Annotated in this window: 19 protein-coding genes; 4 read left to right on the forward strand and 15 right to left on the reverse strand. The window is 51.6% G+C overall.

Annotated features, from left to right (window positions below):
- From IDSA_RS08390 to IDSA_RS08445, 12 genes are all read right to left on the reverse strand, one after another.
- Positions 1-276, reverse strand: a complete 276-nt coding sequence (locus tag IDSA_RS08390) for a Txe/YoeB family addiction module toxin (RefSeq protein WP_051986184.1) — start codon at positions 274-276, stop codon at positions 1-3.
- Positions 260-529, reverse strand: a complete 270-nt coding sequence (locus tag IDSA_RS08395) for a type II toxin-antitoxin system Phd/YefM family antitoxin (RefSeq protein ID WP_232221286.1) — start codon at positions 527-529, stop codon at positions 260-262. The genes IDSA_RS08390 and IDSA_RS08395 overlap by 17 nt, the downstream gene beginning before the upstream one ends.
- Before the next feature lie 93 nt (positions 530-622).
- A complete protein-coding gene (locus tag IDSA_RS08400) occupies positions 623-1,231 on the reverse strand; it encodes a LysE/ArgO family amino acid transporter (protein WP_232221287.1) in 609 nt (202 codons plus the stop codon).
- A gap of 123 nt (positions 1,232-1,354) precedes the next feature.
- Positions 1,355-3,211: a DUF885 domain-containing protein gene (locus IDSA_RS08405; protein WP_034775935.1), complete on the reverse strand. Its 1,857-nt coding sequence runs from the start codon at positions 3,209-3,211 to the stop codon at positions 1,355-1,357.
- 142 nt (positions 3,212-3,353) lie between these two features.
- Positions 3,354-3,932 carry a hypothetical protein gene (locus IDSA_RS08410; protein ID WP_126760576.1) on the reverse strand — a complete coding sequence of 193 codons (579 nt, stop codon included), beginning with the start codon at positions 3,930-3,932 and terminating at the stop codon, positions 3,354-3,356.
- A complete protein-coding gene (locus IDSA_RS08415; RefSeq protein ID WP_034775940.1) occupies positions 3,922-4,488 on the reverse strand; it encodes a hypothetical protein in 567 nt (188 codons plus the stop codon). Before IDSA_RS08415 ends, IDSA_RS08410 begins: the two co-directional genes overlap by 11 nt.
- Positions 4,472-5,968, reverse strand: a complete 1,497-nt coding sequence (locus IDSA_RS08420) for a CsgG/HfaB family protein (RefSeq protein ID WP_034775942.1) — start codon at positions 5,966-5,968, stop codon at positions 4,472-4,474. The genes IDSA_RS08415 and IDSA_RS08420 overlap by 17 nt, the downstream gene beginning before the upstream one ends.
- A 9-nt stretch (positions 5,969-5,977) precedes the next feature.
- Entirely contained in the window at positions 5,978-6,652 is a 675-nt protein-coding gene (locus IDSA_RS08425; protein WP_034775945.1) for a hypothetical protein, read from the reverse strand.
- A gap of 30 nt (positions 6,653-6,682) precedes the next feature.
- On the reverse strand, positions 6,683-7,756 hold the full coding sequence (locus IDSA_RS08430) for a hypothetical protein (protein WP_034775947.1): 1,074 nt from the start codon (positions 7,754-7,756) through the stop codon (positions 6,683-6,685).
- Positions 7,757-7,771: 15 nt separating this feature from the next.
- Positions 7,772-8,983, reverse strand: a complete 1,212-nt coding sequence (locus IDSA_RS08435) for a hypothetical protein (RefSeq protein WP_034775949.1) — start codon at positions 8,981-8,983, stop codon at positions 7,772-7,774.
- Positions 8,984-9,186: 203 nt separating this feature from the next.
- A complete protein-coding gene (locus tag IDSA_RS08440; protein WP_034775951.1) occupies positions 9,187-9,378 on the reverse strand; it encodes a hypothetical protein in 192 nt (63 codons plus the stop codon).
- 167 nt (positions 9,379-9,545) lie between these two features.
- Positions 9,546-10,307 carry a nuclease-related domain-containing protein gene (locus IDSA_RS08445; protein WP_034775953.1) on the reverse strand — a complete coding sequence of 254 codons (762 nt, stop codon included), beginning with the start codon at positions 10,305-10,307 and terminating at the stop codon, positions 9,546-9,548.
- Between the two features lie 402 nt (positions 10,308-10,709).
- On the opposite strand from IDSA_RS08445, the gene IDSA_RS08450 reads away from it, so the two are divergent.
- The 3 genes from IDSA_RS08450 to IDSA_RS08460 all read left to right on the forward strand — a co-directional run bounded on the left by IDSA_RS08450 (position 10,710) and on the right by IDSA_RS08460 (position 16,057).
- The gene (locus tag IDSA_RS08450) at positions 10,710-14,024 is read left to right on the forward strand and encodes a DUF3427 domain-containing protein (protein ID WP_034775955.1); all 3,315 of its coding nucleotides are present in this window, start codon (positions 10,710-10,712) and stop codon (positions 14,022-14,024) included.
- 50 nt (positions 14,025-14,074) lie between these two features.
- Positions 14,075-14,680: a class I SAM-dependent methyltransferase gene (locus IDSA_RS08455; protein WP_034775962.1), complete on the forward strand. Its 606-nt coding sequence runs from the start codon at positions 14,075-14,077 to the stop codon at positions 14,678-14,680.
- Between the two features lie 165 nt (positions 14,681-14,845).
- Positions 14,846-16,057 (forward strand): hypothetical protein, encoded by a 1,212-nt coding sequence (locus IDSA_RS08460; protein WP_034775965.1) that lies wholly within the window; start codon positions 14,846-14,848, stop codon positions 16,055-16,057.
- A gap of 200 nt (positions 16,058-16,257) precedes the next feature.
- Here IDSA_RS08460 and IDSA_RS12035 read toward each other — a convergent pair whose 3' ends face one another.
- Positions 16,258-19,722 carry an amidohydrolase family protein gene (locus tag IDSA_RS12035; RefSeq protein WP_084694088.1) on the reverse strand — a complete coding sequence of 1,155 codons (3,465 nt, stop codon included), beginning with the start codon at positions 19,720-19,722 and terminating at the stop codon, positions 16,258-16,260.
- A gap of 241 nt (positions 19,723-19,963) precedes the next feature.
- Between IDSA_RS12035 and IDSA_RS08470 the strand changes: the two genes are divergently transcribed.
- Entirely contained in the window at positions 19,964-21,259 is a 1,296-nt protein-coding gene (locus IDSA_RS08470) for an aminotransferase class V-fold PLP-dependent enzyme (protein ID WP_034775967.1), read from the forward strand.
- On the opposite strand, the gene IDSA_RS08475 is transcribed toward IDSA_RS08470, so the two are convergent.
- Both IDSA_RS08475 and IDSA_RS08480 read right to left on the reverse strand, forming a co-directional pair.
- On the reverse strand, positions 21,256-22,953 hold the full coding sequence (locus IDSA_RS08475) for a M61 family metallopeptidase (RefSeq protein WP_034775969.1): 1,698 nt from the start codon (positions 22,951-22,953) through the stop codon (positions 21,256-21,258). The genes IDSA_RS08470 and IDSA_RS08475 overlap by 4 nt on opposite strands.
- Positions 22,954-22,983: 30 nt before the next feature.
- Positions 22,984-25,935 carry a TonB-dependent receptor domain-containing protein gene (locus tag IDSA_RS08480; protein WP_084694089.1) on the reverse strand — a complete coding sequence of 984 codons (2,952 nt, stop codon included), beginning with the start codon at positions 25,933-25,935 and terminating at the stop codon, positions 22,984-22,986.
- Positions 25,936-25,985: the final 50 nt, after the last annotated feature.

Below are 25,985 nucleotides of genomic sequence, written 5' to 3' on the forward strand. Positions count from 1 at the left end.
TCATTTCTGGTCGTGGTAGCGACACTGAAGAATTGTCAGGTAGCCTTCCTCAAAGTGGTACACCAGCCTATGTTTGCGATCGATACGACGAGACCAGAATCCTGACAAGCTGCCCTGCAGTGGTTCTGGCTTACCAATGCCGGCAAAAGGAGTGCGCATACATGCTCTGATGAGCGCATCAATTGCTCTTCGTTTTACCGGATCGTTCTGCCAGGACAAATAATCGTCCCAGGCAATTGCCGTCCCGCTCAGTAGCGGCTTATTCTTTTTCGGCATCGTTCAGCTCTTGAGACACGGATTTTCCTGCCTTAAGTTGCGCGATCGAGTCAGCAAGCCGCGAAGCGTTTTCCGGTGAACTGAGCAAATGGATGGTTTCTTCCATGCGGCTGAAATCTTCCAGAGATAATAACACCACAGGTTTGCCACGCTGATTAGTGATAACTGTCGGAATGTGATCCTCGCACACCGCTTCCATGTGGCGCTTAAGACCAGAGCGCGCCTCGCTGTATGAAATAACCTTGATAGTCATTGAAATGTCCTTAAGTCGCTGACGCAATAATCATTGTACATAACTCTGTACAATGATTCAAATGTGACCCGGGAAATCGCTACAGGACCCAGCTCAAGTGGCGGTCAGCACCTGCACCAATAGCTTGGCGGCAATCAGGAACATCAAGGCAGCGATCAGGGTATTGATGACGCGCCAGGCTTTGGGCTTATTCAGTATATGGGCCAGTTTTTTTGCGACAAACACCAGGCTATAAAACCAGGTAGCCGATGCCAGCAAGGCGCCAGCGACAAACCAGGGCCGCAGATGGTCGGCCAGGCTGGCGGTCACGCCGCCGACCAGCACCACGGTATCGATGTAAACATGAGGGTTTAAGAAGGTCATGGCGAGGGCCATGGCCAGAGTGGCTCTTAACGAACTGCGGGGTGACTCAGCAGCGCTTACCTGCAGGGTACTTTCGCCTTGAATCGCCGCTTTCAGCGCTCTGCTGCCGTACCAGATCAAAAACGCCGCACCGCCCAGGCTTAGTGCCAGCCCCCAGATACTATCGACCGAGAAGAGCGCACCAATGCCGAACACCCCGGCACCAATCAGCAGAATGTCCCCGACAAAACAGACCGTCGCCGCCGCGAACGGATGATTGTTAGTCAGGCCGGTTTTCAGCAAGAAGGCATTCTGACTGCCAATGGCCACAATCAGGCCGCCGGATATAACGGCACCCATGAAAAATGTACTGATGAATTCGAGCATCTGTGTCGTTACGCTGAACCAGCCCCGCTATTCGGCTCATGAAGTGAGCCGAATAGCAGGAGCAAACGGCTCACTGCATAAGAAGCCGTCAGGTTATTAACCTTTCTTCGAGGCAATATATTCGTTGACGAACTGCTCAAGAATATTCAGCGGTACCGGACCACTGGCAAGTACCACGTCGTGGAATTCACGGATGTCGAAAGCATCGCCGAGTTCGGCTTTGGCTTTCTCACGCAGTTCCAGGATCTTGTTCATGCCAATCTTGTACGCGGTGGCCTGGCTTGGCATCACAATGTGACGTTCAACCATTTTGACAGCATCGGCACGGGCGTTTGGCGTGTTGCTCACGTAGTACTCAATACCTTCTTCGCGCGTCCATTTTTTCGAATGGATGCCGGTATCAACCACCAGGCGGCAAGCGCGCCACAGCTCCATGGCTAAGCGGCCAAAGTCAGAGTATGGGTCTTCATAGTAGCCATATTCTTTTGGCAGGAATTCGCTGTACAGGCCCCAACCTTCGCTGTAAGCGGTATAGCGACCGAACTTACGGAACGACGGAATGCCCTCAAGCTCTTGCTGAATGGCGATCTGCATATGGTGACCCGGAATACCTTCGTGGTAAGCCAGGGCTTCCATCTGGTAAGTCGGCATCGACGCCATGTCGTACAAGTTGGCGTAGTAGGTGCCCGGACGCGAACCGTCCATAGATGGCTGCTGATAGAAGGCCTTGCCCGCAGATTTTTCACGGAACGGCTCCACCGCTTTCACGATCAGGTCGGCTTTTGGCTGACGCAGGAAGAGTTGGTCCAGACGGCCTTTCATGCTGTCGATGTAGGCGGTCGCCTCATCCAGATAACGCTTGCGCCCTTCTTCGGTGGCCGGATAGATGAAGTCTTCGTTGTTACGCATGTATACGAAGAACTCTTCCAGGGTGCCTTCGTATCCCACTTTCTCCATGATCACACGCATTTCATCGTGGATACGGGCCACTTCGCTCAGGCCGATCTCATGGATCTCGTTGGCGGTGAGGTCGGTGGTAGTCGTGCGCTTGAGCGCGTTGTTGTAGAAGGCTTCGCCGTCAGGGAATTTCCAGGCACCGTCTTTGGTGTCGGCTTGCGCAGCGATCTCTTCTATGGCGCTGACCAGGTTCTGGTAGGCCGGCTTCACTGACTCCAGCATGGCCTGTTTGGCCGCGCTCATCAGTTCGTCGCGCTTGCTTTGGTCAATTTCGAGGTTGTCGAGCTTTCCAGAGAAGTCAGCCCAGAGCGCACTGGCTTCGCCATCATCAAAAGGCGCGCCGGTAATGATGTTCTTGCTGTCGCTGATCACGTACGGATACACAAACTTGGGCGCGATAATGCCTTTTTCGGCACGGATGCGCAGGTTTTCAGCCAGCTGGTCAAACAGCTCAGGTAAGCCGTTCAGACGCGAAATATAAGCTTCGGCGTCAACCACTTCGTTGATGCGATGCTGGTTGATAAGCAGTGAAGCCACACTTGAGTGCAGGCCAAACATCTGGTTCACCGGGTAGTTATGGTGACGCCACTGATAGTCAGCAATGTCGTGCTCAAGCTGCTGCTTCATCAGCAGGTAGCTGACTTTGGTTTGCTTATCGAGTTTGGACTCATCGATAGCCTTCACGCGCGCCAGCTGATCTTTTTGCAGTGCCAGCTCTTCTTCAGTCGCCGCGGGCGAGATGTCGTCCCACTTATCCTGGTCATCTTTGATACCTAGGTACGACTGATACATGGGGCTGCGCATGACAGCTTCCATGAAGATCGCTTCAAACAGCTCGTTAGCCTTCTGCGATTCGGTCAGCTCGGCCTTGGCGGCTTGCTCGGTTTGCGCGTTTTCAGCGGCAGTATTTGTATTGTTGGTTTGTGGTGCTTCTGAGCACGCGGTCGTCATTAACACCAGCGACACGGCCAGCGCGATACGTTTATATTCAAACATGGGGTTCTCTCCGTCAGGGTATTATTCGTTTTTAGTCTGTAACCTTGATATCGTTTGTGGCGGCGGATGTCAACGTGTCGGCGGTGGGTGGGGGGATTGGGCGGGTGAGTGGTGGGGGTATAAAACTTAAAGGCTTCTTGATTTATCTCAGCTTCAGCGCAAGACGGGGATTTTTGGAGAGAAACTTTTCGAACGCAAATAAACAGTTAGATAACGAATAGATATTTGAAGCGCTATAGGCAAGATAGATCGCAGAATTATTAACCGCTGCCAGACAGCCAACCTCAGTAATATCGGCAGACCTACCTGCGGTACTGAAGTCTAGATCTGAATCAAGAATGGCTGCCATACGGTCAGTCGCATCACGATGATCTAAGTCAATCATTTCCACGCGGCTATTACCGTTTTGATAAGCAGCTTGTACATTTCGCAGCCCGCTTTTCTGACATTTCAGATTATCACCTTCAATATTACCGTGAGTGACACACAGCCATCCAGCGTTGCGCTTGTCGAAACTAAACATGCCATAAAAAATGTCAGCATTCTCATAAAACGAAAACTGATAGCTTGGCTGCGAAAGCGTATTGGTACACATAACCGCTGTGCTGAAATTATTCCCGCTTTCACCGGTAACCTGATCCAAGCAGCCAGCCTGGGCCGCCGGAAAAAAGCAGATCACCCACATCAGTGCCGCTGCTAAAGCTAAAGACTTAAAACTCATCAGCTAAACTACTTTTCTTCCGATAGCCCTTTGATTCAGTGACTTTGCTTTGCTCGGCAGCCTTCTCTTTAATATATGAAGGTTTCCATCCCATTCTAACTAAAAGGTACTTTTGCTCAATATCGACGCATTCATCGAGTTTGATTATTCCGGAGATAACTGCTGCTGTGCTGCTACTCATGCTATCAACCGCACGTTTTATCTCTAATACCTGCGCCTCGGTATTCCCCTTGCCATCCGTCAACTCGACCTGTTCGGTAAGTGACTCAACTAAGGTTCCGCGTGAAACTTCTTCTTTAAAAAACTGTGATAACGCCGCTTTAGCGCGAAGCTCGGCCTCTTCCCGGGCGGTACGAATCAAGCTTCGCTTAGGTACGATAAAGGTGGCATCAGCGTACATAGATACTGACTCCAGTTGACCGGCCTCATCAAATTTCGGTACCACCCCGGAAATAGCTCCAGCCTCTGCTTCCATCTCAGCACATGCTTGTGCAAAAGTGGCTGACGAAGCGCTGAGCATTGCTACAGCAATAAAACTCTTACCAATTATCTTCATATTCTTTCTCCATCGCTTTTTTCTTTTCCTCAGCGGCTCGTTTTGCCGCGGCGGGGTCACCTGACGAAGCAGAATTATCAACCTGACCTCCGCCAGCTCGACTACTTACGCTTTCCGCTATAACATTGGCATAAGCCGCTGTTTCGGTTTGCTGCATACGTCGATTTCGGAGCGTGACCACATCACTGAGTAATACTTGTGTGGTTGCCGGATCAATCATTTTCACGGTCACTATCGCATTCAAAATGGCGCGGTTTATAACGCGATCTCCAACTTTTCGCTCTGTAATCTGTTCTGAAAAGTCACTGATCTCGGTTATCAGTAAAACATCAGCTCCAACGTGATTCCCCAGACGAGCCAGTTCTTCGACGCTGCTATTCCCGCTAGCCAAAAGCCCGAGTTCCCGTTGTGCAGCTCCCTGAAACTCACGATCGAGCAGGTTGTAGCTACCTGACGCTGCCATGCGACGCTCAATCTGGTCTTGCAACATTGCCAAAAGCTGAACATCGCCTTGTCCCGTAGGGAACAAGACAATAAGGTTTTTCTTACTTCGGTCCAGCGAACTCGAGTACTTCGCCAGGGTAACGGCTAAATCCGCAGTATAACCGCTACTCTCTTCACGAACCGCAGCGATCCGATAAGAGTGAATGAGTCCGGAAGTCTGGCTGGAGCTAACTTCTGAAGAACGGCGCGCCTCAGCGCTTACCCCTAAAGACGCGCCTTCGGAGTTCATGACTTCGACCGAGGCCATTTGGTTTTCCACTAACTGAGAGGACGCGAAACGCTCACCAAAAACCTGCGCAACGGCTGACCGCAGCCCAGCACGAATGGCGTCGTCACGGCTGGCACCAGTGCCGGTTGTATTCAACTCAATTAGCTCTACTGAGCCTTTATTTTCTCTGACTTCTGAAGACTCTGTACTGCCAGGTACAGCCTCAGCAGCAGCACGCTGCTGCTCAGCCTGCGCGCCATGCGCGGCCTGCGCAAACTGAGGCTTCCAACCCATTCGTACAAAAACAAACTTTTCTTCACTATCAACGCATTCATCCAGTTTTATAATACCCGCGATGACGCCAGAAGAATTACTACCGATCGCCTCTACAGTACGCCTTATTTCTAGCGCCTGCGCTTCGGTATTGCCGTCACCGTCGGTTAACTCGGCCTGCTCGGTCAGCGTCTCAACCAGCGAGTTACGAGCAATTTCCTCTTCAAAGAACTGTGTTAAGGCCGACTTTGCACGCATTTCCGCTTGTAATCTTGCGTCAGCAATCAAGCTGCGCTTCGCGGCTATGAATGTACCTTCACCATACATAGATACCGACATTAAACGGCCGCCCTCAAAACGAGGGACAGCCCCACTAATTGCCTGCGCTTCCGCGATCATTTCATCACAGGTTCCTGCAGCCGCTGTGGGCAACATGAACGCAGCAAATGCAATCAGGGTAGATAGTTGTGTCAGCCGTTGTCCGGTAGTAAGCATAGCTCCTCCTTATAAGGCACCCATCATAGCGTCGGCACCCTCGGGCTCTTTAATATCAGCCGCGGAAGCTAACCTGAATAATTTCGGTGCGGTCTGAACCAGGTTACCGACACCCTTGGCTGCAGTGGGCACCGCTTTAATTAAACCGATAAATTTAGGCTTTTGTAGCATTGGGGCGTCTGCAGCAAGTTGACCGAGGCGTTTCGCGTCGCTAACGCCCTTGGCGAACTGAATACCCCCAAGCACGTACTTCTGTAATGCATCTCCTGCTTTTTCTTTTTGCTCCGTTGATAACGAGCCAGCCTGTGCTTCCAGCTCTCTGAGAACTTGTTCCTGAACTTGAGCATCCTGTGCAGTTACTTCTGAATATTCGGGGCATGAACTTGCTCCGCATGCCTCAACAGCTATAGCGCCAGCACGCAGTTCTGCAGCTTGCTCACTGAGGCTTACTACATCAGCAAGGTCTGCCACTGCGGCTGAAAGTTTGCCTTGCCCCTGATAAAGATTAATTAGGGCCGTATCGGATTCGCCTGACACAGACCCCCAATCTAGCGAACTTTCTTTTTTCTTTGTCAGAGCGCCGGCAAGATCACCGAAACTTTGTCCCTGCGCCGGTAATGCTAATGAGGCTATACCCATCATGATTGCCGCAGTACCAATAAACTTAATCGCTTTTGTAGTCATGAGAAGATTCCTTTTTTCATTTGATAGTTATTAATGAACACGTCGTTGTTGAAGTTTTGCAGTTACAGTATCCATTGCATACTCAGCAGCCTTGATAACAGCTTCCTGCTCGGCCGCAAGTTCACTTTCATGCATAGCTGTATGGGTTTTGTTTCGCACTGAAGCAACACGTCGAGCACGCCCATCTTCAATACTCCAGACACTGTAAGAAACGTTTGCGTCCACGGCTCTTAGTCCGGTGGCATTATCCTGTCGATGACCGCTTAGAGTTACAGAGCCAATGCCGATGTAAGACCAACCACAATCAATTGCTGCGTCACGAATCGACTTCTCCATTCGCGAGCTCATACCCGCATTACCTCTGAATTCACCGTAAACGTCTTCCATAAAAGGCGCACCACAGTCTGTCAGCTCAACGTATTCCAGAGGGAAATAGCCAGCATCTTCAAGGCGTTCAAATACCACGTCGGTTAAAGAAGCGTTGTAGTCTTCATTCACGGCAAATTCGGTTTCAGCTCGCCGGCTTACGGTGCTCCCGCCGGTTTCCCGCACTGTCATGTCGGAAGTGTTGACGTTATCTATTGATGAGTTCTCATCGCTGCCATAGTCTTCTTCAACGGTTGAGTTATTGGTCGTTCGTTCGACATCGGTGCGGCGGTCATCAAAGCGCTTTTGTGATAAGGCCACTTTCGCCAGAAATAAAGAACCAAAATCGGAAGCGTCACGGTAATCTTGATTTGATGCAGCTGCGTTCCGACGGAATAGCTCCTGAACCAACGCCTCGTTGATCTTTGCCCGAATCGCAACCGTGTATAAATCGGCACTCTTGTCGTTTTTTTCACCTTCCACCTGGACGTTTGAGAGAAGATTCTGAAGTTCTGCCTCAAACTGACTTTTTAATTCCGACTGATACATCGTCATCTGTGCCGCGGTAAAGTTGGAGGTGTAACTGCGCCATGCATCCTGCTTTGCTTTCTCTATGGCCTCGGCCTTAACGTCGTCACTAAACCAGCTATACTCGACTGCGCCGACACCTCGCACCTCCTTCGCGATTAGCGCGAACGGTACTAACGTCAATAGAATAATAAACAGAAGCTTTTTCATTTTCCGGGATCCTTTTTAGAGGTCTGTCGCAAAGATACTATGAATTTTTTCAATCCCCTGGCGGGCCACCTTTTCGTCATCGGTATGCTTTTTCAGCCAACCCCGATCAGGTTTGCTAAATTGCTTCGCGAAGGTTTCTGCAGTGCCTAGCAGTAATTTCATAAATTCGACGTCATGGGATAGTTGGGTCTGTTTACCTACCACAGCACAATTAACGTTTTTTATATCTGCATGACCAACTCTCTCGCTGCCAAATAGAAGTTCGTTCATTCGCCACTCAATTTTTCCACCCCAACAAAGCGAGTCCGATCGCCTGCCCGGCTTGCGACTGAACATCAATTTAGCTACATGTAAGGTCATTTCATAACCCGGCTCCGGCAGTTCAATAGTTAAGTCGCCGCTCGGAATCCGCGTCGCGATCTTGTTCCCTACCGCATGCCCCACGGCATTAGGGATCAATGCATAGCCGGTTTCTTTTACGAAAACATTTTCAAAGAATGTCGCAAGAAACTTCTCACTTGTGTTGACATAACCCGCACTGGAAAAACGTTTTTTTACCGCATCCCCAAAAGTTGATTGAGTGATACGCACATATGCTGATGGGCTGAAATCTAATTTGCTCCGCCTGAGTCGCTGAGCCATTTCAGAAAAAAAGTTAAGATCTCTGGTTTCATCCTGAAGAAGGTTTCTGAACACTTGGCGGTGATGGTCGGCGCCGGGCAGCTGCTCATAGGCGGTGGTGTAGCGAGTGACCAGAGGGACCGAAAAGATCATTTTCTTGCTTTGCACATCAAAAAATAGCGCGCTGCCAATGATACTGTAGCTTGTTAAAAAGGTTGTTTTGCTGGCGTCTCCAACGATCATCTTCTCAGAAGAAATTGACTCATTCGCAATAGTAATCACCAAGCCAATCTGCTCTAGCCTTTCAGTGTCTAACTGTCCTAACTTCACGGAAAACGGATAGTCACGCTGCTGATCACCAAGTAGCCTCTGACGCGCCCATGTCTCTATTGACTCTTCCGGATCGCATGTTGCGGTTTGCGAGTTGCAAAAAAAAGAACTGGTGAAGGGATATAGCGAAGCTCTTTCTCCCCAGTTCCCTGAAAAGCCAACCCCCGCCCAGACGACTTCAGGTTTGGTTGTCGAAGCGAAGGCAGTGGGTATAAGCCCCCATACGAAAAAGAGAAACGCCACTATCAAAGTAGGGGCTGCTTTTAGTCTTCCCATGGAAATTTCGCAAATCCTTTTGTAAACATAAAGTCAACTTAAACGATGACTTCGCCTCAAACAACACTTTTTTAAAGATACTTTAATCAAATAACGATCTTTATGCCGCGTTAACGACCATCTCGGGGATATTTGTTTTTAACGGCATCTATGCAGAGTTCGCGCTGTTATGGGTGAGCTTCCAAATCTATGCCAAGTAATGATCACCAGTCCTGCAACTGCTGAAAATCCTTAATACGATCCCGCTGCAGAGTGAAAGCTTCAAACACATCATCAAAGTTACGGTTGTTGGCGTTCAGGTTGGGCAATGCGAAGTTGGCCTGAGTGAAAAACTCATCCCGGCGGTCGCCCCAGGCGTCGTACCACCAGTCGGTGATGCGCTCACGGGAGTTCATCAGACGCTCGCGGCGGGGCAGTTTGTCAGACTCCTGCCGATTCACTTCGGCGTTGGCGGGCAGCAGGTTCCACAGATCGTGGTTAGGCCAGCGATTCGGAATTCTGCGAGTAATAGTGGAGGGTTTTATCGGTCATAGATGTCATTTGCATATAAGCACAATGTGGTTCATTTGGTGCGTATATAGCGGCTTAAATGATAAGCACATAGATAGATGTCTTCTGCTGGTATTTGTTCGGGCTGATTTTCGATATAGGCAGGTAAAGCTTTGGGGTTTAGCACCCAGACCTTAGTGCGGCTGCCCGCGTCGGATGTGTTGATGTACCAGCCTGGGTAAACAACTACACCTCGGACTGGCAGTTTGCGGCCTGTCGATTCGCTAAGTAGTTCAGCAAGCCAGTAACTCGCCGCATTAACCTGGGTAACCGGGTCCCCCATAATTGCCTTGCCTCGGTACTTGATCTGAACACCGTCGAAATCAAGCTCCGCTTTCCCCTTGGCTGGCTTGGACATCATTTTGGTTTCAACCACGTAGATTCCCGAGCGGTGAATCACCACATGATCAAGGTTGAAGTTCTCTCCTTCCACATCGTGAAAGACTTGCGCGCCTTTTATGCGAAGCCGTTCCAAGAACTGTCCAACAGCCTTTTCTCCGGCGATTCCAAGCTTTACCGCATTGGCAGCGCGAAAACCACGGACTACTTTCCAGCCAGCAATTACCACAACTATGGCGGCGAGTACCGACATTAAAATTGGGTTTGGTAAAGTCTCAAAGTACCACCGATACCACTCCATCAAAGCCAGGACGAATACCACGATAGCTACTATAAAAAAGAACAAAATATCGTCGAAAACGATATCAATTAGTCGCTTCTCGAGTGACTCGCCTGGGTTGTTAAGCGGCTTAGACTTTAGTGGTGACTTTTTCATTATGACTGTCGTCGGCTTGGGGCTATAGATAAACAATACCTTTAGATCCCATCAATTAAAACAGTAATAAAATTGTTCAACATTTTCTGCTCATAAGCTTTGCGAGCCATGTTGGTAAATAACTGCTGCTTAAAATGAGGGGATTACACTGCCAGTAAACTTCGCTGGATTGGACTTCCCACACCTTTTAAGCGCCTTGAATCAATCAGTGGGTTAGTAGTGATCTTTTCCGCTGGTAAATGTTATTCCCTTGTTGCTTTGAGTAAAACCTGGCAATGTAGTCAAAGCAAAAATAAGGTGATGTCGCACAACTCATTGAGCTCTGAGATTACACAGAAGCCAGACATTCTATTTTATTCCGCACTGGAGAAGTTTACTGGCAGCTAACAAGGATATCTGGGCATGAATCAACAATATCTTCTGACCGGTGGTAACGGACGCCAACTGCTGCCCGCCCTGCGCCGCGCCCTGGCTCATGCCACCGAGATTGAGATTGCCGTTTCATTTATCCGTTCAACAGGGTTGAATCTTATTTTTGGTGACCTCGAAGCCAAGCTACTCTCTGAAACTCGAAACGTTCGCCTTACGATACTTACCAGTGATTATATGTGCATCACGGATCCCAAAGCGCTGAAGAAGCTAATGCTTTTAGCTGAGAGAGGAGCAGACATCCGCGTCTTTGAGGCTGGCGCAAGAGAGAGCTTTCACCTAAAAGCCTACATTTTTTTTGCCTCTGAAGATGGACAGATGAAAACCGCTGACGCCTTTGTAGGCTCAAGCAATATTAGTGCTAAGGCGCTCACTGACGGTCTGGAATGGAACTACCATCTAGATTTCCCGAATGAAGCTGACTCGTTGGCGTCACAGCGACTGGATGAGTTGCGCCAGAAGTTCCTGAGCCTGCTGTCGGAGCCACAAGTTAAAGAGCTGAGTTTCGACTGGATAGAGCGCTATCAGCATCGGTATGAAAAAGCCCGTCAGGCACCGCTCACCCTTATACCAGTTATTGATCAAGAAGAGCCCGAGCCTGAAATACCAACACCTAAGCCACACCAAAAAGATGCACTTCAAGCCTTGGCCAAGACTCGAGCCGAAGGCTGGAAAAAGGGGCTTGTCGTATTAGCAACGGGGATGGGTAAAACTTATCTGGCTGCTTTTGACGCGCATCAGATTAACGCAAATCGCGTACTATTTGTGGCTCATCGCGAAGAAATTTTGCTGCAAGCTGAAGAGAGCTTCCTGAATATAATGCCGCATAAACGCGTCGGCCGTTTCACAGGTCAGCAAAAAGATAGAAAAGCAGCGCTGCTCTTTGCGTCCGTCCAGACATTAGGGCGCGCCGCGCATCTGAAAACTTTCGCACCAGATTACTTCGATTATATTGTTGTCGACGAATTTCACCATGCTGCAGCGGGTAGTTATCTTAGATTGCTCGAGTATTTTCAGCCAAAATTTATGTTGGGGCTAACTGCAACACCTGATAGAACGGATGGCTCAGATATTTTACGACTCTGTGATCACAATCTGGTTTACCGCAGAGACTTATTTGCTGGCATTAAGGATAAACAGCTTTGTACATTTAGCTACTTTGGTATCTTTGATAGTGAGGTAGATTACGAACATATTCCATGGCGAAACGGTCGATTCGACCCTACGAAGCTGTCCACTCAGCTCGCGACGCGCAGCCGCGCCCGCCATATATTGCGAGAATGGCAGGAAAAATCTCAGGAACGCACCTTAGCGTTTTGCGCCTCACGCCTACATGCCGATTACATGGCTGAGTTTTTCATGAATTCTGGCATTCGAGCTGCAAGTGTTCACACTGAATCGAATCTAACGCGTTCAGAAGCTCTTGAGCTACTTAGCAGCAAGAAATTACAGATACTTTTCTCGGTAGACTTATTTAACGAGGGTGTTGATCTGCCCGAGCTCGATACCGTCATGATGCTGCGCCCAACGGAGTCTAAAATTCTTTTCTTGCAACAGTTCGGCCGCGGCCTGCGTATTTCGGGTGAAAAGGATAACCTGGTTGTATTGGACTTTGTCGGTAACCATCACAGCTTCCTGAACCGCCCTGAAATGTTGTTTGGCTCAAGCTTCACTGGTAAACCTACCCGCAAGCAACTGGTTGAGGCTGCAAAAAGACCGGCTGCGCTCTTGCCCGACGGCTGCTATGTAAATTATGACCTAAGCTTTATAGCGTTTTTAGAAGAGCTTGCCAGCGACCGACTGGATGAACAGTACGCCGCGCTCAACGGTAGCCTAAACCGACGTCCAACGTTAAAGGAGTTTTGGCTTAGTGGAGCCAATTTAACAAGGCTGCGGGCGAATTACGGAAGTTGGTGGGAGTTTATTGACCAACAAGGAGATGCTGGGCACGAGGAAGTGCAAGCATTGGAACGGCATGCACAGTGGTTTCGCGATTTGACCATCACCAGAACTTCAAAGTCTTATAAACTCGTTTTGCTTCAAACCTTGCTGGAACACCGCGCAATAAATCAATCTGTTGCTATACAGGATCTAGCTGAGTGGGGTAAGCAGTGGTATTTAGCCCACCCCACCTGGATCGAAGACTTACCTCAAAGTCTTCGACCTTTAGAGTCGATCAACGCGCGCACTTGGTTATCGCATTGGCGTAATATGCCAATAAAATATTGGTCTACTGCGGAGCAAGCGTCTAAGATCGAGTGGTTTTCTCAGGAGGGAATGCAGTTTGGTTTCCTGCAGTCACTCGACGCTGAGGAACTACCAACGTTTAACGCAATGACCGAAGAAATCCTAGCCTGGCGTTTGTCGCAGTATGCGCAAAATTCATTGCCAGTTGAGCGGCCAGAAGCCAGTGCAACCGATCCCATACTCCCTGAAGAACGATCAGATCAGCTTCCGTTTTTTCCCAATATCAAAATCGCGTGTGGCCATTTCAAAACAGGTAATGCCGAAGTTCAAGAGTACGTAGCGGCCCCGGCAGGTTTGGGTCGTTTGTTGACGGAGAAAAACTTCATAGCTCAGGCCTCCGGAAACTCAATGAATGGTGGAAAGAATCCGATTTATGATGGTGATTATCTTTTATTTGAACAGGTCACACCAACGAGTGCTGGCAGTATAAGTAACCAGATTATAGCGATTGAGCGGCAGGACGAGGCAGGTGATAACCAGTACCTATTACGTAAAGTACTTAAAAATCCAGATGGTAGTTATACCCTCAAGGCGAATAACCCCGAGTATGAGGATTTACCTGCTGACGAGAGCATGATGACATTCGCCCGCTTCAAAGAAAAAGTCGATCCGATGTCACTCTTTGTAGGAAGAAATTTCAAACGGGAAGAGATCCCGCCACTGTTTGGCGTCGAGTTTAATCCGGGAAATTGGCAGTCCGGGCATGTTGTTCTGGCCGATCAAAAAGCGCAGGTACTGCTGGTTACATTGAACAAGCAAGGCCGCGCCGCTGCGCATCAATACCATGATCACTTCATCGATAATGCACACTTCCATTGGCAATCACAAAATAGTACTAGCCCTGAGAACAAGAGAGGCAAGGATATTATTTACCACGAAAAATTAGGTAGCCGAGTATTTTTGTTTGTGCGCGAACACAAGTTGCAAAATGGGGTGGCTGCTCCCTTTCATTACTATGGCGAAGTAAGGTACCTGAAGCACGAGGGAAGTAAACCGATGAATGTGGTCTGGGAGCTGCAATCAGACTCAACCCATCAGTAATGTTTTCGAGCTTCAGGTTTTATAAGCTAACGCACAGGACAACATAGTTGATGACGAAAAGCCGCAACATCGATTTTTACAGCGCCAATGCGCTTAGGCTGGCTGAGCAATATGATAGCCTGACCTTTGAACAGGTCCATGCTGATTGCTTGAGCTGGTTAGAACAACTTCCCGCTGGTGCCTTAGTATTAGATATAGGTGCAGGCTCTGGCCGCGATGCTTTGGCGTTAGCCAAGCGCGGGATGCAAGTAACAGCGGTAGAGCCGGCAGAAAAACTTCGTACTATTGGTGAGGCTAAATCTGAGAAGGTTACCTGGATTAATGACATGCTGCCGACACTTTCCCATATCTCAGGGGGTTACGATCTAATTCTCATTAGTGCAGTGTGGATGCACCTGACTCCAGCGCAGCAGCACCAAGCTCTAGTCCGTATTGCGCAGCTTCTGAAGCCCAACGGCCTATGGATTGTTAGCCTCCGCCACGGGGGCTTTGATGATATCCGCGAAAGTCACCCACAGCGTGATGAACAACTCATCAAGCAGGCACAGCAATGCGGCCTCGAACTATTGCAGTCGACTCATGACAAGGATCAGCTTAAAAGGTCACGGGTTAATTGGCAGACATTGGCGTTTCGCCGTTTAGAAGAGGACTCGTGATTTGCGCATTTACAGTCCTTCATTTTAGTTTAACAGAGCTTTCTACTTATAAATGCGCCGATTTTTCGGGGGGATTACAGGAAGATCGTTTCGTTTTTGAATGGCATAAAACATCGGTGAGTATCCCCCAAAACCACCAACCAACTTACTGATAAGGTGAAAAGGATGTCCTTCTTCGATTTAACCGGAACCGGAGAGCTTCACTGCGATAATACAGGTCGGGTCGTTGAAGTCCAACTGGCGATTCAAGCAGTTAATGGCCGAACGCGTATTCATTGTTCACCGATCAGTTCGGACAAGCCTTTTGAATTGGAAATGCTATCTATAGGCGCCGATAGCCTGGCACTAAAGAATATAAAAATTGAGAGCGCTGCCGGAATATTGTCAGCTAAACACTTGGCCAACGTAAATTTAAACTACCTCTCGTCTTATAACGAAAATGAGCCATTATTAATCACTCAGCTCGCACACAAACCCGGCAAGCGGCACACTTTAACATTGGAAGCTGGTTATCTTACCTTTCCCAGCTCAAATTTAGCATTCGACTTCGAACAGTCTGATCCTATGAATGGCTGCCAATTGATGTTTATTGGTGCAGCCCAAAGCATAAAGGCCTTCAAGACCAGTCTTGCCCTAGGAAGCCAGATCGTCAAAATTCAATCGTACGGCCAAACACACCCGTCGTTGGCCGGAATAATCGTCGTTAACGCTAAAGATGAAATTTTCAGCAAAGATGAAGAAACACTGCGCCTGGCTTTAGCGCTATACCTTCGTCAAAAAATTAGCTTTCTGGCAAAACTAAGCGAGAAGCGGGCCGTTCTGAATCTCATAGATCATTCGACCGTAAGCTATGGCGCGTTAAACAGAAACCCCAGCTCTTCGCTCATTCAGATTAAAGCGTTCATTGAAGCGAAGCCTGAGTCGCGCACGTATCTGCGATTTCTTATTGAACTCGCGGGAAATAGCGGCGTTATCGATGACCGTTTGTTAAATGGGTTCATTGCGCTCGAAGCTTTGTTTCCCAATCGAACATTACAAGCTGACAAATTGAGTAAGCGATTGAAGGTCTCTCAAGCAACGGCCGATTTTTTTGTCCAGATTCGGCACAAGATTTTTCATTATGGAGTAGGAATAAGAGGGGCGCTGGATATTTTACAAGAGGAAAAGCAGCAACATAGCCAATGTAAAATTACTCCCATGCTTCAAGCTTTGTCTCACCGACAAGATGCGAGCTGGATTATCTATAGCAGCTTTACTGATTTGATGTACACCCACTTCGCAGAATTAGTAGGAATTGACGCAGCCACAATTAAGCGATGGTCTGATGTGAATCTTCGCAGCGACGACTGGTTCCGAAAACTAGAACGCCCGAAATGACAAAATCCGTTCGCAGCTTTCAGTTTCCTACAAAAAAATCAAGCCAACTGGAATCGTCACTGATTTGCCAGATTCCTTGCAGTCATAGATATTGATATATTTGTCCGGTTTCATTCTTCCTAACTAACATTATGCGAAGCGCGATGGTAGAGATCGGTTGTGGGGGAGGTTTGGCCCGTGGTAGAACCACGGGCTACAGGTTACGGAAGAACCGGCGGCGGTGAAGCGAAAGGAAGAATCCCCAACGCGGTATAGATTTCCTCAGGGTAATACAGCTCACCAGACTTCAACACCAACCGTGGCTGCTTAATGGCTTTAATATCCGCCAGCGGGTTGCCAGCAACTAAGAAAAAGTCAGCGCGCTTGCCGGTTTCGATGCTGCCGGTTTTATCGCCCCAGGCTAGGTATTCGGCTGGGCCTAGGGTTGCCAGGCGCAGGGCGTCGGCGTTGGAGATGCCGGCCAGGGTGTAGAGTTCGATTTCGCGGTGCAGGGTGAAGCCGTCCTGGGCATCGGTGCCCGGCAATATGGTTACGCCGCTGTCGTGCAGCATCTTGGTGATGTCGAGCAGTCGCGCCACGCTGTCCAGATAGGCCTGATCGGTTTCGGCGTCGGGCAGGCGCACGAAGGTACGTTTGCGATAGCGCTGATAACCGATTGGCATGTGACCCAGATAGTCCACATCGCCTGGCGGTACCACGCCCGCACGGCTGGCCATCAGCCGCTCCAGAATCACCATGGTGGTCTCAAGCGCTACGTCATGCTCTTTCATCAGGGCGACGGTGTTCTGTACGGGTTCGGATTCCAGATCCAGCGAGTGGGTGCGTTGCATCGCTGTCAGCCGTAAGGTAGTACGGGTGTCTTCGCCTTCTTCCAGCAGCCAGCCGAGTACCAGCTGGTTAATATGGGCAATGTCGTCGTAACCCCACTGGATGGCTTCATCGGGGCTGACAAAGGCCGGCACATGGCCGGACACATGCATACCGCGCTGCTTAGCATGTGCCACCGTTGCTTCCAGCCACTCCGGGTGAATCGAGTTGTAGAGTTTGATTGCCGGGTAGTCATGATCGGCATACCAGTCCACCGCCGCCAGCGCTTCTTCCAGGGTGCCGGCAACTATGCCCAGTTCGGCATTGTAAGGGCTGCGGCCTTCGATAAAGCCCGAGCGATAGATGTGCGGGCCAACCACTTCACCGCGTTCCTGCTGTTGCAGATGCTCCAGCAGCCAGCTGTTGTTGTTGCCCATGTCACGGGTGCCGGTTACCCCGGCCGCCAGATAGTACATACCTGAGGTGTCCTTGGTATGCGCGTGCATATCAAACAAACCGGGCACCAGGGTGCCGCCCTCGCCGTCTACGCGTACCACGCCGTCAGTGGCCTGATACTGCGCCAGCGGGGTAATGGCGTGAATGGTTTCGCCTTCAACGATCACCACGGATGGCTCGGACAAGGTGCCGTCATCTACGTTCAGTACCCGCACGTTGACTATGTGCACCGGTTGCTCCGGCACATGAGCCAGCCCCTGCTGCATCTGCGCGATGTTGCGGTCGTGGGCGGTAGAAAAATGCTGCAACAGCTGTGGCGTCAGATCACGGTAGCCCGCTCGCACAATCAGCGACTCCGCGCCGCTGAATACGGCGAACAACTCATGGTGGTCGTCCAGCATGATGTAATCGGGCTCCCGGTTCAGGCCGGAGATTTTATAAATTGTCAGCGGCACCTGCCCGTGAGAATCAGAATCAACCGCAGGAACCGACAACGATGCCACTTCTTCAATGCGCATCTGCCCGGCTGGCAATACGGCCAGGCTGTTATCTTCACTGGCCAGCAGTTGGCGTGCATACAGGCCAAGCTCCCACGGTGTGCCATCATTAGTGGCGTACAGCAACGGGGTTTCAGTTTCTTCGCTGCCTGCATCGGCCTGGCTGGTCCACTCTGCCACGCCATCGCTCAGGGTATAGTGCTCGGTCACACCGCCGCCCATCAGCGAGGTGCCATGAATGCGCCAGTCAACCGGAAAACCATCAGCATTCATATCGATCAGCGCCCGTAATTTGGCGCCGCGGCCGTTCTGGTCTACCTGGTAAATCACTTCCACTGAATCAGCGGCGGTGTCAAACACATCCATCGAGCCGACCACTTCGCCGTTTTGCACCACGGCGAATTCGGTATCCGGCTGGGCACTGACGGCGATAAATTCCTGCACCTGGTTGATCAGTTGATTGCGGTGCGCATCATCGTCAAAGGGCGCATGGGGCACTGGCAGGAAGGCAAACTCTATACGCTCCGGATCAAAGCCGGTGCGGGTAAATAAGTACTCGGTGCCGGCCACTGGCGTGGTCAGGTCGTAATAACCGCCAATCACAAAAGCGCGGAATTTAGGGTCGGCCTGCATCACCTCTTGTACGCGATGCAGCGGGTTCACCACAAACCGCGGCGAATTCTCGGCGGCGCGCCATTCCCAGGCGAAGTTTAAGTCCAGGTTAAGGGCGTAGTAATCCAGTTCGGTCTGCACACCAATTTCTTCGCTTAAGTACTGCTTCCAGTCTTTGGAGATGATCTTGTTGCTCTTGCCCAGCCCCAGCGAAGGGTCGTTGGCCGCCGCCGGACGATCCGGATTAGCCGGTGGCTGCGCGGCGGGACGCGTTACCCGCATATCTAACCGGCCCAGCAATAAATCGGGCACGGCATTTTCCAGAAACACCTGCTTGGGCAGGCGCAGGTCGTGCTTCAGCAGCAGCTCTTCTTCGATGCCTGTCAGCTTGCTCATGCGCTCCGCCACGCTCTGGCGTTCTTCAACTGAGGCGCGGGTACCGGCCAGCAGCAGATCAAAATAGTCGTTTTCCGCAAACTTGCGGGCATGTTCATAAACGGCTTCGACGGAATCAAATTCCTGATTCGCTACCTTATGATGCCAGGCACCTACCGCCATCGTCGGCAGCTGGTGCACAAAGGTGCGGTTGTTGGTGGCTTCACCGGCGCCGCCACTGAAATCAATAGCGGGCGAGATAAAGATCGCGCCATCTACACCCAGTTTCTGCAGCTCTGGCATCATCATCGCCAGGCGGAAACTGCCATAACTGGCCCCCGCCACATAGAAGGGGGCTGACACCCGATCATGTTCGCTCAGCCAGTGCTCGATGAAATCACGGGCGGCGCTGGCGTCGCCTTCACGGCTCCAGTACGGCGTTTCATCAGATAGATTACGACTGAACCCGGTACCAACAGGATCCACAAACACCATGTCGGCCTCGGCAAGCACGTGGGTCTCAAATTCATCCTGCAGGTGCGGGCCTAAGGTTGAATGCATGGGCGATGACGACGCCCCTGGCCCGCCATTAAAGAAGAAAATCACCGGGCGTGGACGCAGCGCGTCGCTTTCCACCACGTAGGATGTTCCTGAAATGCTGGCGATCACCTGGCCGTCATCGTCGCGCAGCAACAAAGGCGTCCAGCTGGCGGTATAGTTCAGGCTTTCGCCGCCAATCACCACCGAGTGCTGTTTGCTGGCCGCCTCAGGCACAGTGGCAGCCACGGCGTCGGCGCCGCCCGCATCCGACGTGTCGGCGGTTTGCACACAGCCGCTCAGTAACACGGCCAGGCTCAGCATGAATCCGGCTAGAATGGTATTTTTCTTACATACAGGCTTACGTATAGGCATTGGCATATATTGGTCCGCTTATAAAATTCTTAACTGCTATCAGTGTACCGCCCGGCACAGATATTTTTGTGCTAATTCACCCGCTAATTTCCACAGAACGAAATATTTATGCAGTGATGCCAAAAACCCGCAAAGTTTATGCTCAAAGCCCCGCATCTCAAGCGCAATTTGCATTAGGATTTAACCAGCGTGTGGTAGATTCATAACTCATGATAAATAAAAGCCGAACACGCCAACGGGACCTGTTATGAAACCGCAAAACAAATTCACGCGCCGGCAATTTCTGACTATGGCCGCTGCCGTGCCGGTGGCCACCGCCTTTGGTTATGCCGCGGCCCACCCGATGAACAAGTTGCTGAACCCTGGCGCTTCCGAAACCGCGGGGCTAAAACCAGAGCAGTTGCGCGAGTTCGGCCCGCTGCAGTTTGTGCAGGGCGACGAGGTGAACTTTAACGCCGGCAGCAGCCATCCACTTAGCCTGGGGGCGCTGCAAACCGTGCAGGATTACTTCAACAGCCGCGCCCATCTGCCGCAGGCTGAGGGGTACAAGCTTCCGGCTTCGCAGCCCATCGAACAGTTCGCGCAGTTAGTGAACGCGGACCCCAGCGAACTGACGTACGTGCAAAGCACCACCACCGGCGAGCAGATGGTGCTGCGGGCGCTGAATATTCCGCACTCCGGCGGCCATATTATTACCGACACCCTGCACTTTTTTGGCTCACTGCCGATGTACCGCGAGCTTGAACGCCAGGGCATGGAGGTTACCTTCATCCGTGACGAGAACGGCCAGATATCCCCCGAAGCCATCCGCGATGCGATTCGCCCCGACACCAAACTGATCGCGCTGTCACTGGTGTCCACCGTCAACGGCTTTACCCATGATTTAAAAACCATCTGCGATTACGCTCACCAGAAAGGTGTTTATGTATACGCCGATATCATCCACGCCGCTGGCTGCATGCCGTTGGATCTGCACCACAGTGGCGTGGATTTCGCGGCCACCGCCAGCTACAAGTGGCTGATGGGTGACTTTGGCCTGGGCTTTATTTATGCCGCTAAGCACACCCACGATAAGCTACGGCAGGGTAACTACGGCTACTATGGTATCTCGGAGTACAGCAGCCATAATCAGCCCCACGACCCGCCCGGCGAGCATGTGGTCGAGTACGCCTTTGCTGACGATGCGCGCGGCTTATTCGCGCTGGGCACGCGCCAGCATGCGGTGATTGCGCAGCTGAGCTATTCGCTGCAGCAGTTGCTGGATATCGGCGTGGATAAAGTGCAGCAGCATGCCCAGCTGCATACCCGCCATCTGAAGCAGCAACTGCCAAAGCTTGGTTTCGAACTCTATACACCGGAGGGCTCAGAGGCGCCGCTGGTCACCTGTATTTATAAAGACGCACGCAAGAAGCTCGCGCCGCTGTTTAAAGAACGGGGGCTGAATTTAACGGTATCGAGGAATAGTTTCAGGGTGTCGGTATCGGTGTTTAATACCCCTGAAGATACTGAGCATTTACTCAGAACCCTCAGGGATCACGTTTAGATCTGGCAGTCGTCAACTTCAGGGGCTACGTCGCGCCATAACCAGGCAGGTAAGGAGTCGCCCCGCGGCAGGTAGGTGTAATCGAAGGTTTCACCATCGCGCTCAACAATGATCGTCATCTTCGCTTCAACGTCATCACGCAGGGTGCGCAACGGGGTGAAGCTGACAATCTTGTCGCCTTCCAGCAGCCCGGCAATAGCGGCATTTGAATCGGCGGTTAAGTTGGTTACCTGGCCTAAGTTCATCCGGTCAAAGCCCAGCTCAAAGCCGCGCACTTGCGTCTGATAGGGCGCAAAGCACGGTCCCCAGGCCTGCGGATGCGGCACAATCAGCTCGCCGCTTACCATGGCCTGATGATCAGTAAAGGCTTCATTGCCAATATAGCCTGCTAACAGTTGCTGCCAGCGCTCATTGCCAATATTCTCACCTTCGTCCTGCAGCGCGTTGATCTGCAGCACCAGGGTATCTAAAGTGGCTTCGCCATCGCTCGCCGCGATGATTTTCGCGTCGGCATTGGTCAGATACATAAAGCCGCGACCATAAGGCACCCGTTGGGCTAAGCCATCTTTCCAGAACATCTCACCGGCCGCTTCATTGCTCGCTGCCACGTAGGGATTGCTGTAATAGCCCTCGGCCATGTCATTGATGGTTTCGAGTACTTCGGCGCGGCTCATCAGCCCGGCCCGGTGGGCCATCACCACTTTGTAATACTCGGCGGTGCCTTCGGAATACCAGGCGGTTAAGGCGTGTGGTTCGTCTTTGCCATTCAGGCCGGTCCAGTTATGTGCAATCTCATGCGACAACAACATCAGCGGGCCATCTTCAGAGGCATCTTCATCGATGCCCCACGAGAACGCGAACGAATCGATAAAGCCGGTACCGCCACCACCCGCGTGGGGGTTCGAGCGGATAAATACCCGATACGAGGCATCCGGCTGGCCGTGGAATTCTGCCATGGTTTTAAACAGGCGGGTGATATTGGCGGCAAGCTTTTCGATATTAAACGGCGGCTCGGTGATCCAGTACAGGTTAAAAGCCGCGTCAGGGTCATCTACCGCTCGCTTTACCTCGCCGGCGGCGTAATAGGCAAAGCGCAGGTTACTCACCGTCAGGGTCAGTTCCTGCTCGCCTTCACCTAAGCTCCAGGCGCCTGAGGTGCCGGCCGGAGCGTTACTGAAATCCCAGTCCATGCCGACATCGTACTTCGCCTGTTCGTCACTGGGCAGCAGCATGAAGTACACGCCGGCGCCCATGATGCCACCGTCTTGCGGACGTACATCAAACAGCGGGCCGTTGCGGGTGTTTTTGTCCACCTGCCGCGGTTCAGCGCGGTAACTTACGGTCACATCACCGACGGTATCGCGCGGCACAAGGTAACTGCGGTACTGACCCGACGACGTGGGATCTTCATCCCGCGCGGTGAGTACCAGTTCACCCTGTTCATCCGCTGCCTGCACCTGCTCAGCTGAATAGGCGGCGGTGGGCGTACCCACCAGCACTACCGGCATGCTCAGCAGTGCATCGCCAGCAGCCGCACCGGGTTCGGACAGCCGCAAGGTCACGTCCATGCCCTCAACTTCGCTTTCGCCGTACGGAGCTAACAGTACAGATAAACCCGGGCCGTCTGCCGGCAGGTTCTGGCCGCAACCGGCCAGTAACCAGACTCCTGCTAGTGCCATTACAATCTGTTTCATAACGATTTAGCTCTTTTTATGAGTAATGGTTCAGAAGCTGTAGTTCAGGCCAACGTAATAACGCCGTCCCAGGATGTCGCCATAACCCACAGTCGGATACGACGGCTCGCGGTCAAATGCGTTCTGCACCCCAAAGCGTACCGACAGATTCTGACTCGCGTCATAATTCACCGACATGCTGTGGCGGGTATTTGAAGCCACTTCCGGGTTCGGGCTGGTTTCGATGGTCGCGTTGTAGTCTTGCTTCACTCGTGGCAGGTAATCAATGAACCAGCCCACGCTAACCGGACCACGATGGTATTGCAGGGTTAGCTGCGTACGCCAGTCGGGCTGCTCCAGCGTGCCTTCGTAACGGGTTACTTCAAAACCAGACACGCTTTGCTCGTACAGTGACACGTGAGTCGCTTGCAGATTCACGTCCAGACGCGATTCTTCAAACTGATGGCCATAGAAGACCGCGACGTTTTGTCCGCGATATTTCTTGTAGCCGGCGTTTACGAAGCTGCTGCGCGCATCAACGATCTGCGCCTCGTCATCACGTTCAAACAGGTTACAGATCTCCGTCGGTTGCACCGTTGAGTCATAACAAACCTGTAAGGCGTTTTCTAAGGTAAAGGCTTCGATGGCGTTTTCAATTTCAATATCGATGTGATCTAAGCTGAAGGTCAGGTTCTCAACGAACGCTGGCTGCCAGACAAAACCGACTGAGAAGCTGTCAGCTGTTTCACTTTGCAGATCAGGGTTACCCGACTGTACGCCCGGGAACAGAATATTCTGGGCTTGCGAGGTAAAATCGCTGCCATCAATACCCAGTTCATTGAACATTTCTTCGCAGTTGGCACGACGCACGCCCGGTGCCGCACCGGCATCGATGTTGCGCTGATCACAAGGATCTAAGCCAGCGGACATGTTCTGGGTGCGCTCAGGTAACAGCAGTTCGGTTAAGCTTGGGGTTCTGAAGCTGCGGCCAATGGTGCTGCGAACCAGTAAGTTCTCATTCAGACGCCAGTTGATACCTGTGTTCCAGACCAGTTCGCTGTCGGCCAGGCTGTTACTGACCTGACGTAGCGCCACATTCCAGTCGAGCGACTCCACAAAGGCAATGTTCTGATGCGAACCAATCAGGGGGACATCAACCTCGAAAGCAAACTCATGGGTATCGTAGTCGCCGGATATTGGTGTGATCGGCTGATTACGGCTAACGCCCTGCAATGACGCTTCGTTGCCTGAGAACTCCGCTTCTTCCTGACGGTATTCATAAGCGACCGAGAACATCACTTCACCGCCGCTGATTTCCGCCAGCGTACCACCGAGGGTGGCCAGGAAGTTGTTCTGCGTGTTCTTGTAGGTATCTTCAAGTTCGACCGACACATAATCGCGGGCGGCCTGGGATACGTTGCCATTACCGAACGGATTCAGCGGCGCGCAACCAGTCGCTGACGGGTCGGCGCAGACAATTTCACCGTTGGCATTACGGGTGGCCTGAATGGCATTGGCGAAGTTCGCGGTGTGCACACCCCAGCGTTGGGTAGACCCTTCGCTGCCAGCGGCTGATGCCGATACCGACCAGTAATAGAATCGGTTGTTGTAATCAAAGTCACCATCCAGCCCAAACAGGACGCGCCAGGTTTCGGTGTCATTGGCAATATTGCGGGTTGGTACCAGGTCTTCCCATGCTTTTGATACATAAATGGGCTGGCCCACGTACGGCAGGGTGCCTGCACCAGGCAGGAAGTAATTGGAGTTAAGTAGTACGTCGCGTGCCTGATCGGTCAGGAAGGGGTTGCCAGGGGTAAAACCAATGGCCCCGGCATCGCCGCGCAATAAGGTTGAGTTGTACAACTGCGTACCCTGCGGGTCATCGCGCTCAACCTTGGAGTACAGCATTTCGGTGCTGACTTTAATGCCGTTATCCAGGTATTTATGCCCCAGCAGGTTCACGTTCAGGCGCTCAATGGCTGAACGCAGTGACATCATCTGCGCCCGGCTATAGCCTTCGCCGCCGTCCGAGAATGCTGGCTGATAGTAGGTGCCAATGTCGTAAGGCACCAGGTTGCCGTCGCTGTCAAAGCGCAGCGGATTACCGTCGTTGCTGACCAGGAACATCGGCAGCGGCGCCGGAATACTGAACAGCACACCATGCTGGTTGTGTTCCATAAAGCGGTGGTCGTTTACTGGCAGGCGCGCTGATGTGCCGCTGCCGGGGCCGCCGTAGTTAGGGTTCGCCACGGTTGAGTAAGCGTTCTCGGTCCATGGCCGGTCGACGCCGAACAGCGCCGGGCTGTCGGTGTATTCCACGTTCAGCGCCAGGTTGCCGCTGTTGTTATCAAAGTTGCGGCCTAAGGTGGCGCGCAAGCTGGTATTACCAAAATCACCACGCTCGGTATCGCCGTATTGCACGTCGAAATTGGCGCCTTCAAAATCATCTTTGAGAATGTAGTTCACTACGCCGGCGATGGCATCACTGCCGTACACGGCGGCGCCACCAACCTGAATCACCTCGACCCGTTCAACCAGGCCCACCGGAATAATGCTGGCGTCCATCTGATTACCGCCGGCGCCATTGCCGGCCGAGTTGGTGCTGACCATACGCCGGCCATTGACCAGGCTCAGGGTGCGCTGGCTACCTAAGTTTGAGAGGTTGATAAAGTACTGGCCGCTACCCACCGAGCTGCCACTGAAATCGTTCTCGGGAACATTCGATCCCATGGTCAGCGGCGAATCGAGCATGGCCTGCGCTACGTTGGTGTAACCACGCGCTTCCATCTCTTGTTCACCGATCACCGAAACCGGGGTTGAGGTTTCCATATCAACGCGGCGGATACGTGAGCCGGTTACCTGAATGCGTTCATCAGGCTGGGTTACTTCTTCGTTGTTCTCTTCGCTAGCTTGAGGTTCTTGTTCTTGAGCCGTGGCGTTGCCCATTGCAAGTGCTCCAAACAGAGCGATATGAATGAGTGCGCTTAATTTTGTTATTTTCATAGTTATTCACCGTCACAAGTGGCAGAAAGTTTAAAAGACTACTCTGCTAT

The organism is Pseudidiomarina salinarum (assembly GCF_000753715.1).
Taxonomy (GTDB): Bacteria; Pseudomonadota; Gammaproteobacteria; order Enterobacterales; family Alteromonadaceae; genus Pseudidiomarina; species Pseudidiomarina salinarum.

Coding starts and splice junctions, on each gene's coding strand:
- IDSA_RS08415 (WP_034775940.1), bottom strand. CDS start 4,488: ATGAAGATAATTGGTAAGAGTTTTATTGCTGTAGCAATGCTCAGCGCT.
- IDSA_RS08425 (WP_034775945.1), bottom strand. CDS start 6,652: ATGACTACAAAAGCGATTAAGTTTATTGGTACTGCGGCAATCATGATG.
- IDSA_RS08450 (WP_034775955.1), top strand. CDS start 10,710: ATGAATCAACAATATCTTCTGACCGGTGGTAACGGACGCCAACTGCTG.
- IDSA_RS08410 (WP_126760576.1), bottom strand. CDS start 3,932: ATGAGTTTTAAGTCTTTAGCTTTAGCAGCGGCACTGATGTGGGTGATC.
- IDSA_RS08440 (WP_034775951.1), bottom strand. CDS start 9,378: ATGAACTCCCGTGAGCGCATCACCGACTGGTGGTACGACGCCTGGGGC.
- IDSA_RS08390 (WP_051986184.1), bottom strand. CDS start 276: ATGCCGAAAAAGAATAAGCCGCTACTGAGCGGGACGGCAATTGCCTGG.
- IDSA_RS08435 (WP_034775949.1), bottom strand. CDS start 8,983: ATGGGAAGACTAAAAGCAGCCCCTACTTTGATAGTGGCGTTTCTCTTT.
- IDSA_RS08395 (WP_232221286.1), bottom strand. CDS start 529: ATGACTATCAAGGTTATTTCATACAGCGAGGCGCGCTCTGGTCTTAAG.
- IDSA_RS08430 (WP_034775947.1), bottom strand. CDS start 7,756: ATGAAAAAGCTTCTGTTTATTATTCTATTGACGTTAGTACCGTTCGCG.
- IDSA_RS08475 (WP_034775969.1), bottom strand. CDS start 22,953: ATGAAACAGATTGTAATGGCACTAGCAGGAGTCTGGTTACTGGCCGGT.
- IDSA_RS08405 (WP_034775935.1), bottom strand. CDS start 3,211: ATGTTTGAATATAAACGTATCGCGCTGGCCGTGTCGCTGGTGTTAATG.
- IDSA_RS08445 (WP_034775953.1), bottom strand. CDS start 10,307: ATGAAAAAGTCACCACTAAAGTCTAAGCCGCTTAACAACCCAGGCGAG.
- IDSA_RS08455 (WP_034775962.1), top strand. CDS start 14,075: ATGACGAAAAGCCGCAACATCGATTTTTACAGCGCCAATGCGCTTAGG.
- IDSA_RS08480 (WP_084694089.1), bottom strand. CDS start 25,935: ATGAAAATAACAAAATTAAGCGCACTCATTCATATCGCTCTGTTTGGA.
- IDSA_RS08470 (WP_034775967.1), top strand. CDS start 19,964: ATGAAACCGCAAAACAAATTCACGCGCCGGCAATTTCTGACTATGGCC.
- IDSA_RS08460 (WP_034775965.1), top strand. CDS start 14,846: ATGTCCTTCTTCGATTTAACCGGAACCGGAGAGCTTCACTGCGATAAT.
- IDSA_RS08400 (WP_232221287.1), bottom strand. CDS start 1,231: ATGGGTGCCGTTATATCCGGCGGCCTGATTGTGGCCATTGGCAGTCAG.
- IDSA_RS12035 (WP_084694088.1), bottom strand. CDS start 19,722: ATGCCAATGCCTATACGTAAGCCTGTATGTAAGAAAAATACCATTCTA.
- IDSA_RS08420 (WP_034775942.1), bottom strand. CDS start 5,968: ATGCTTACTACCGGACAACGGCTGACACAACTATCTACCCTGATTGCA.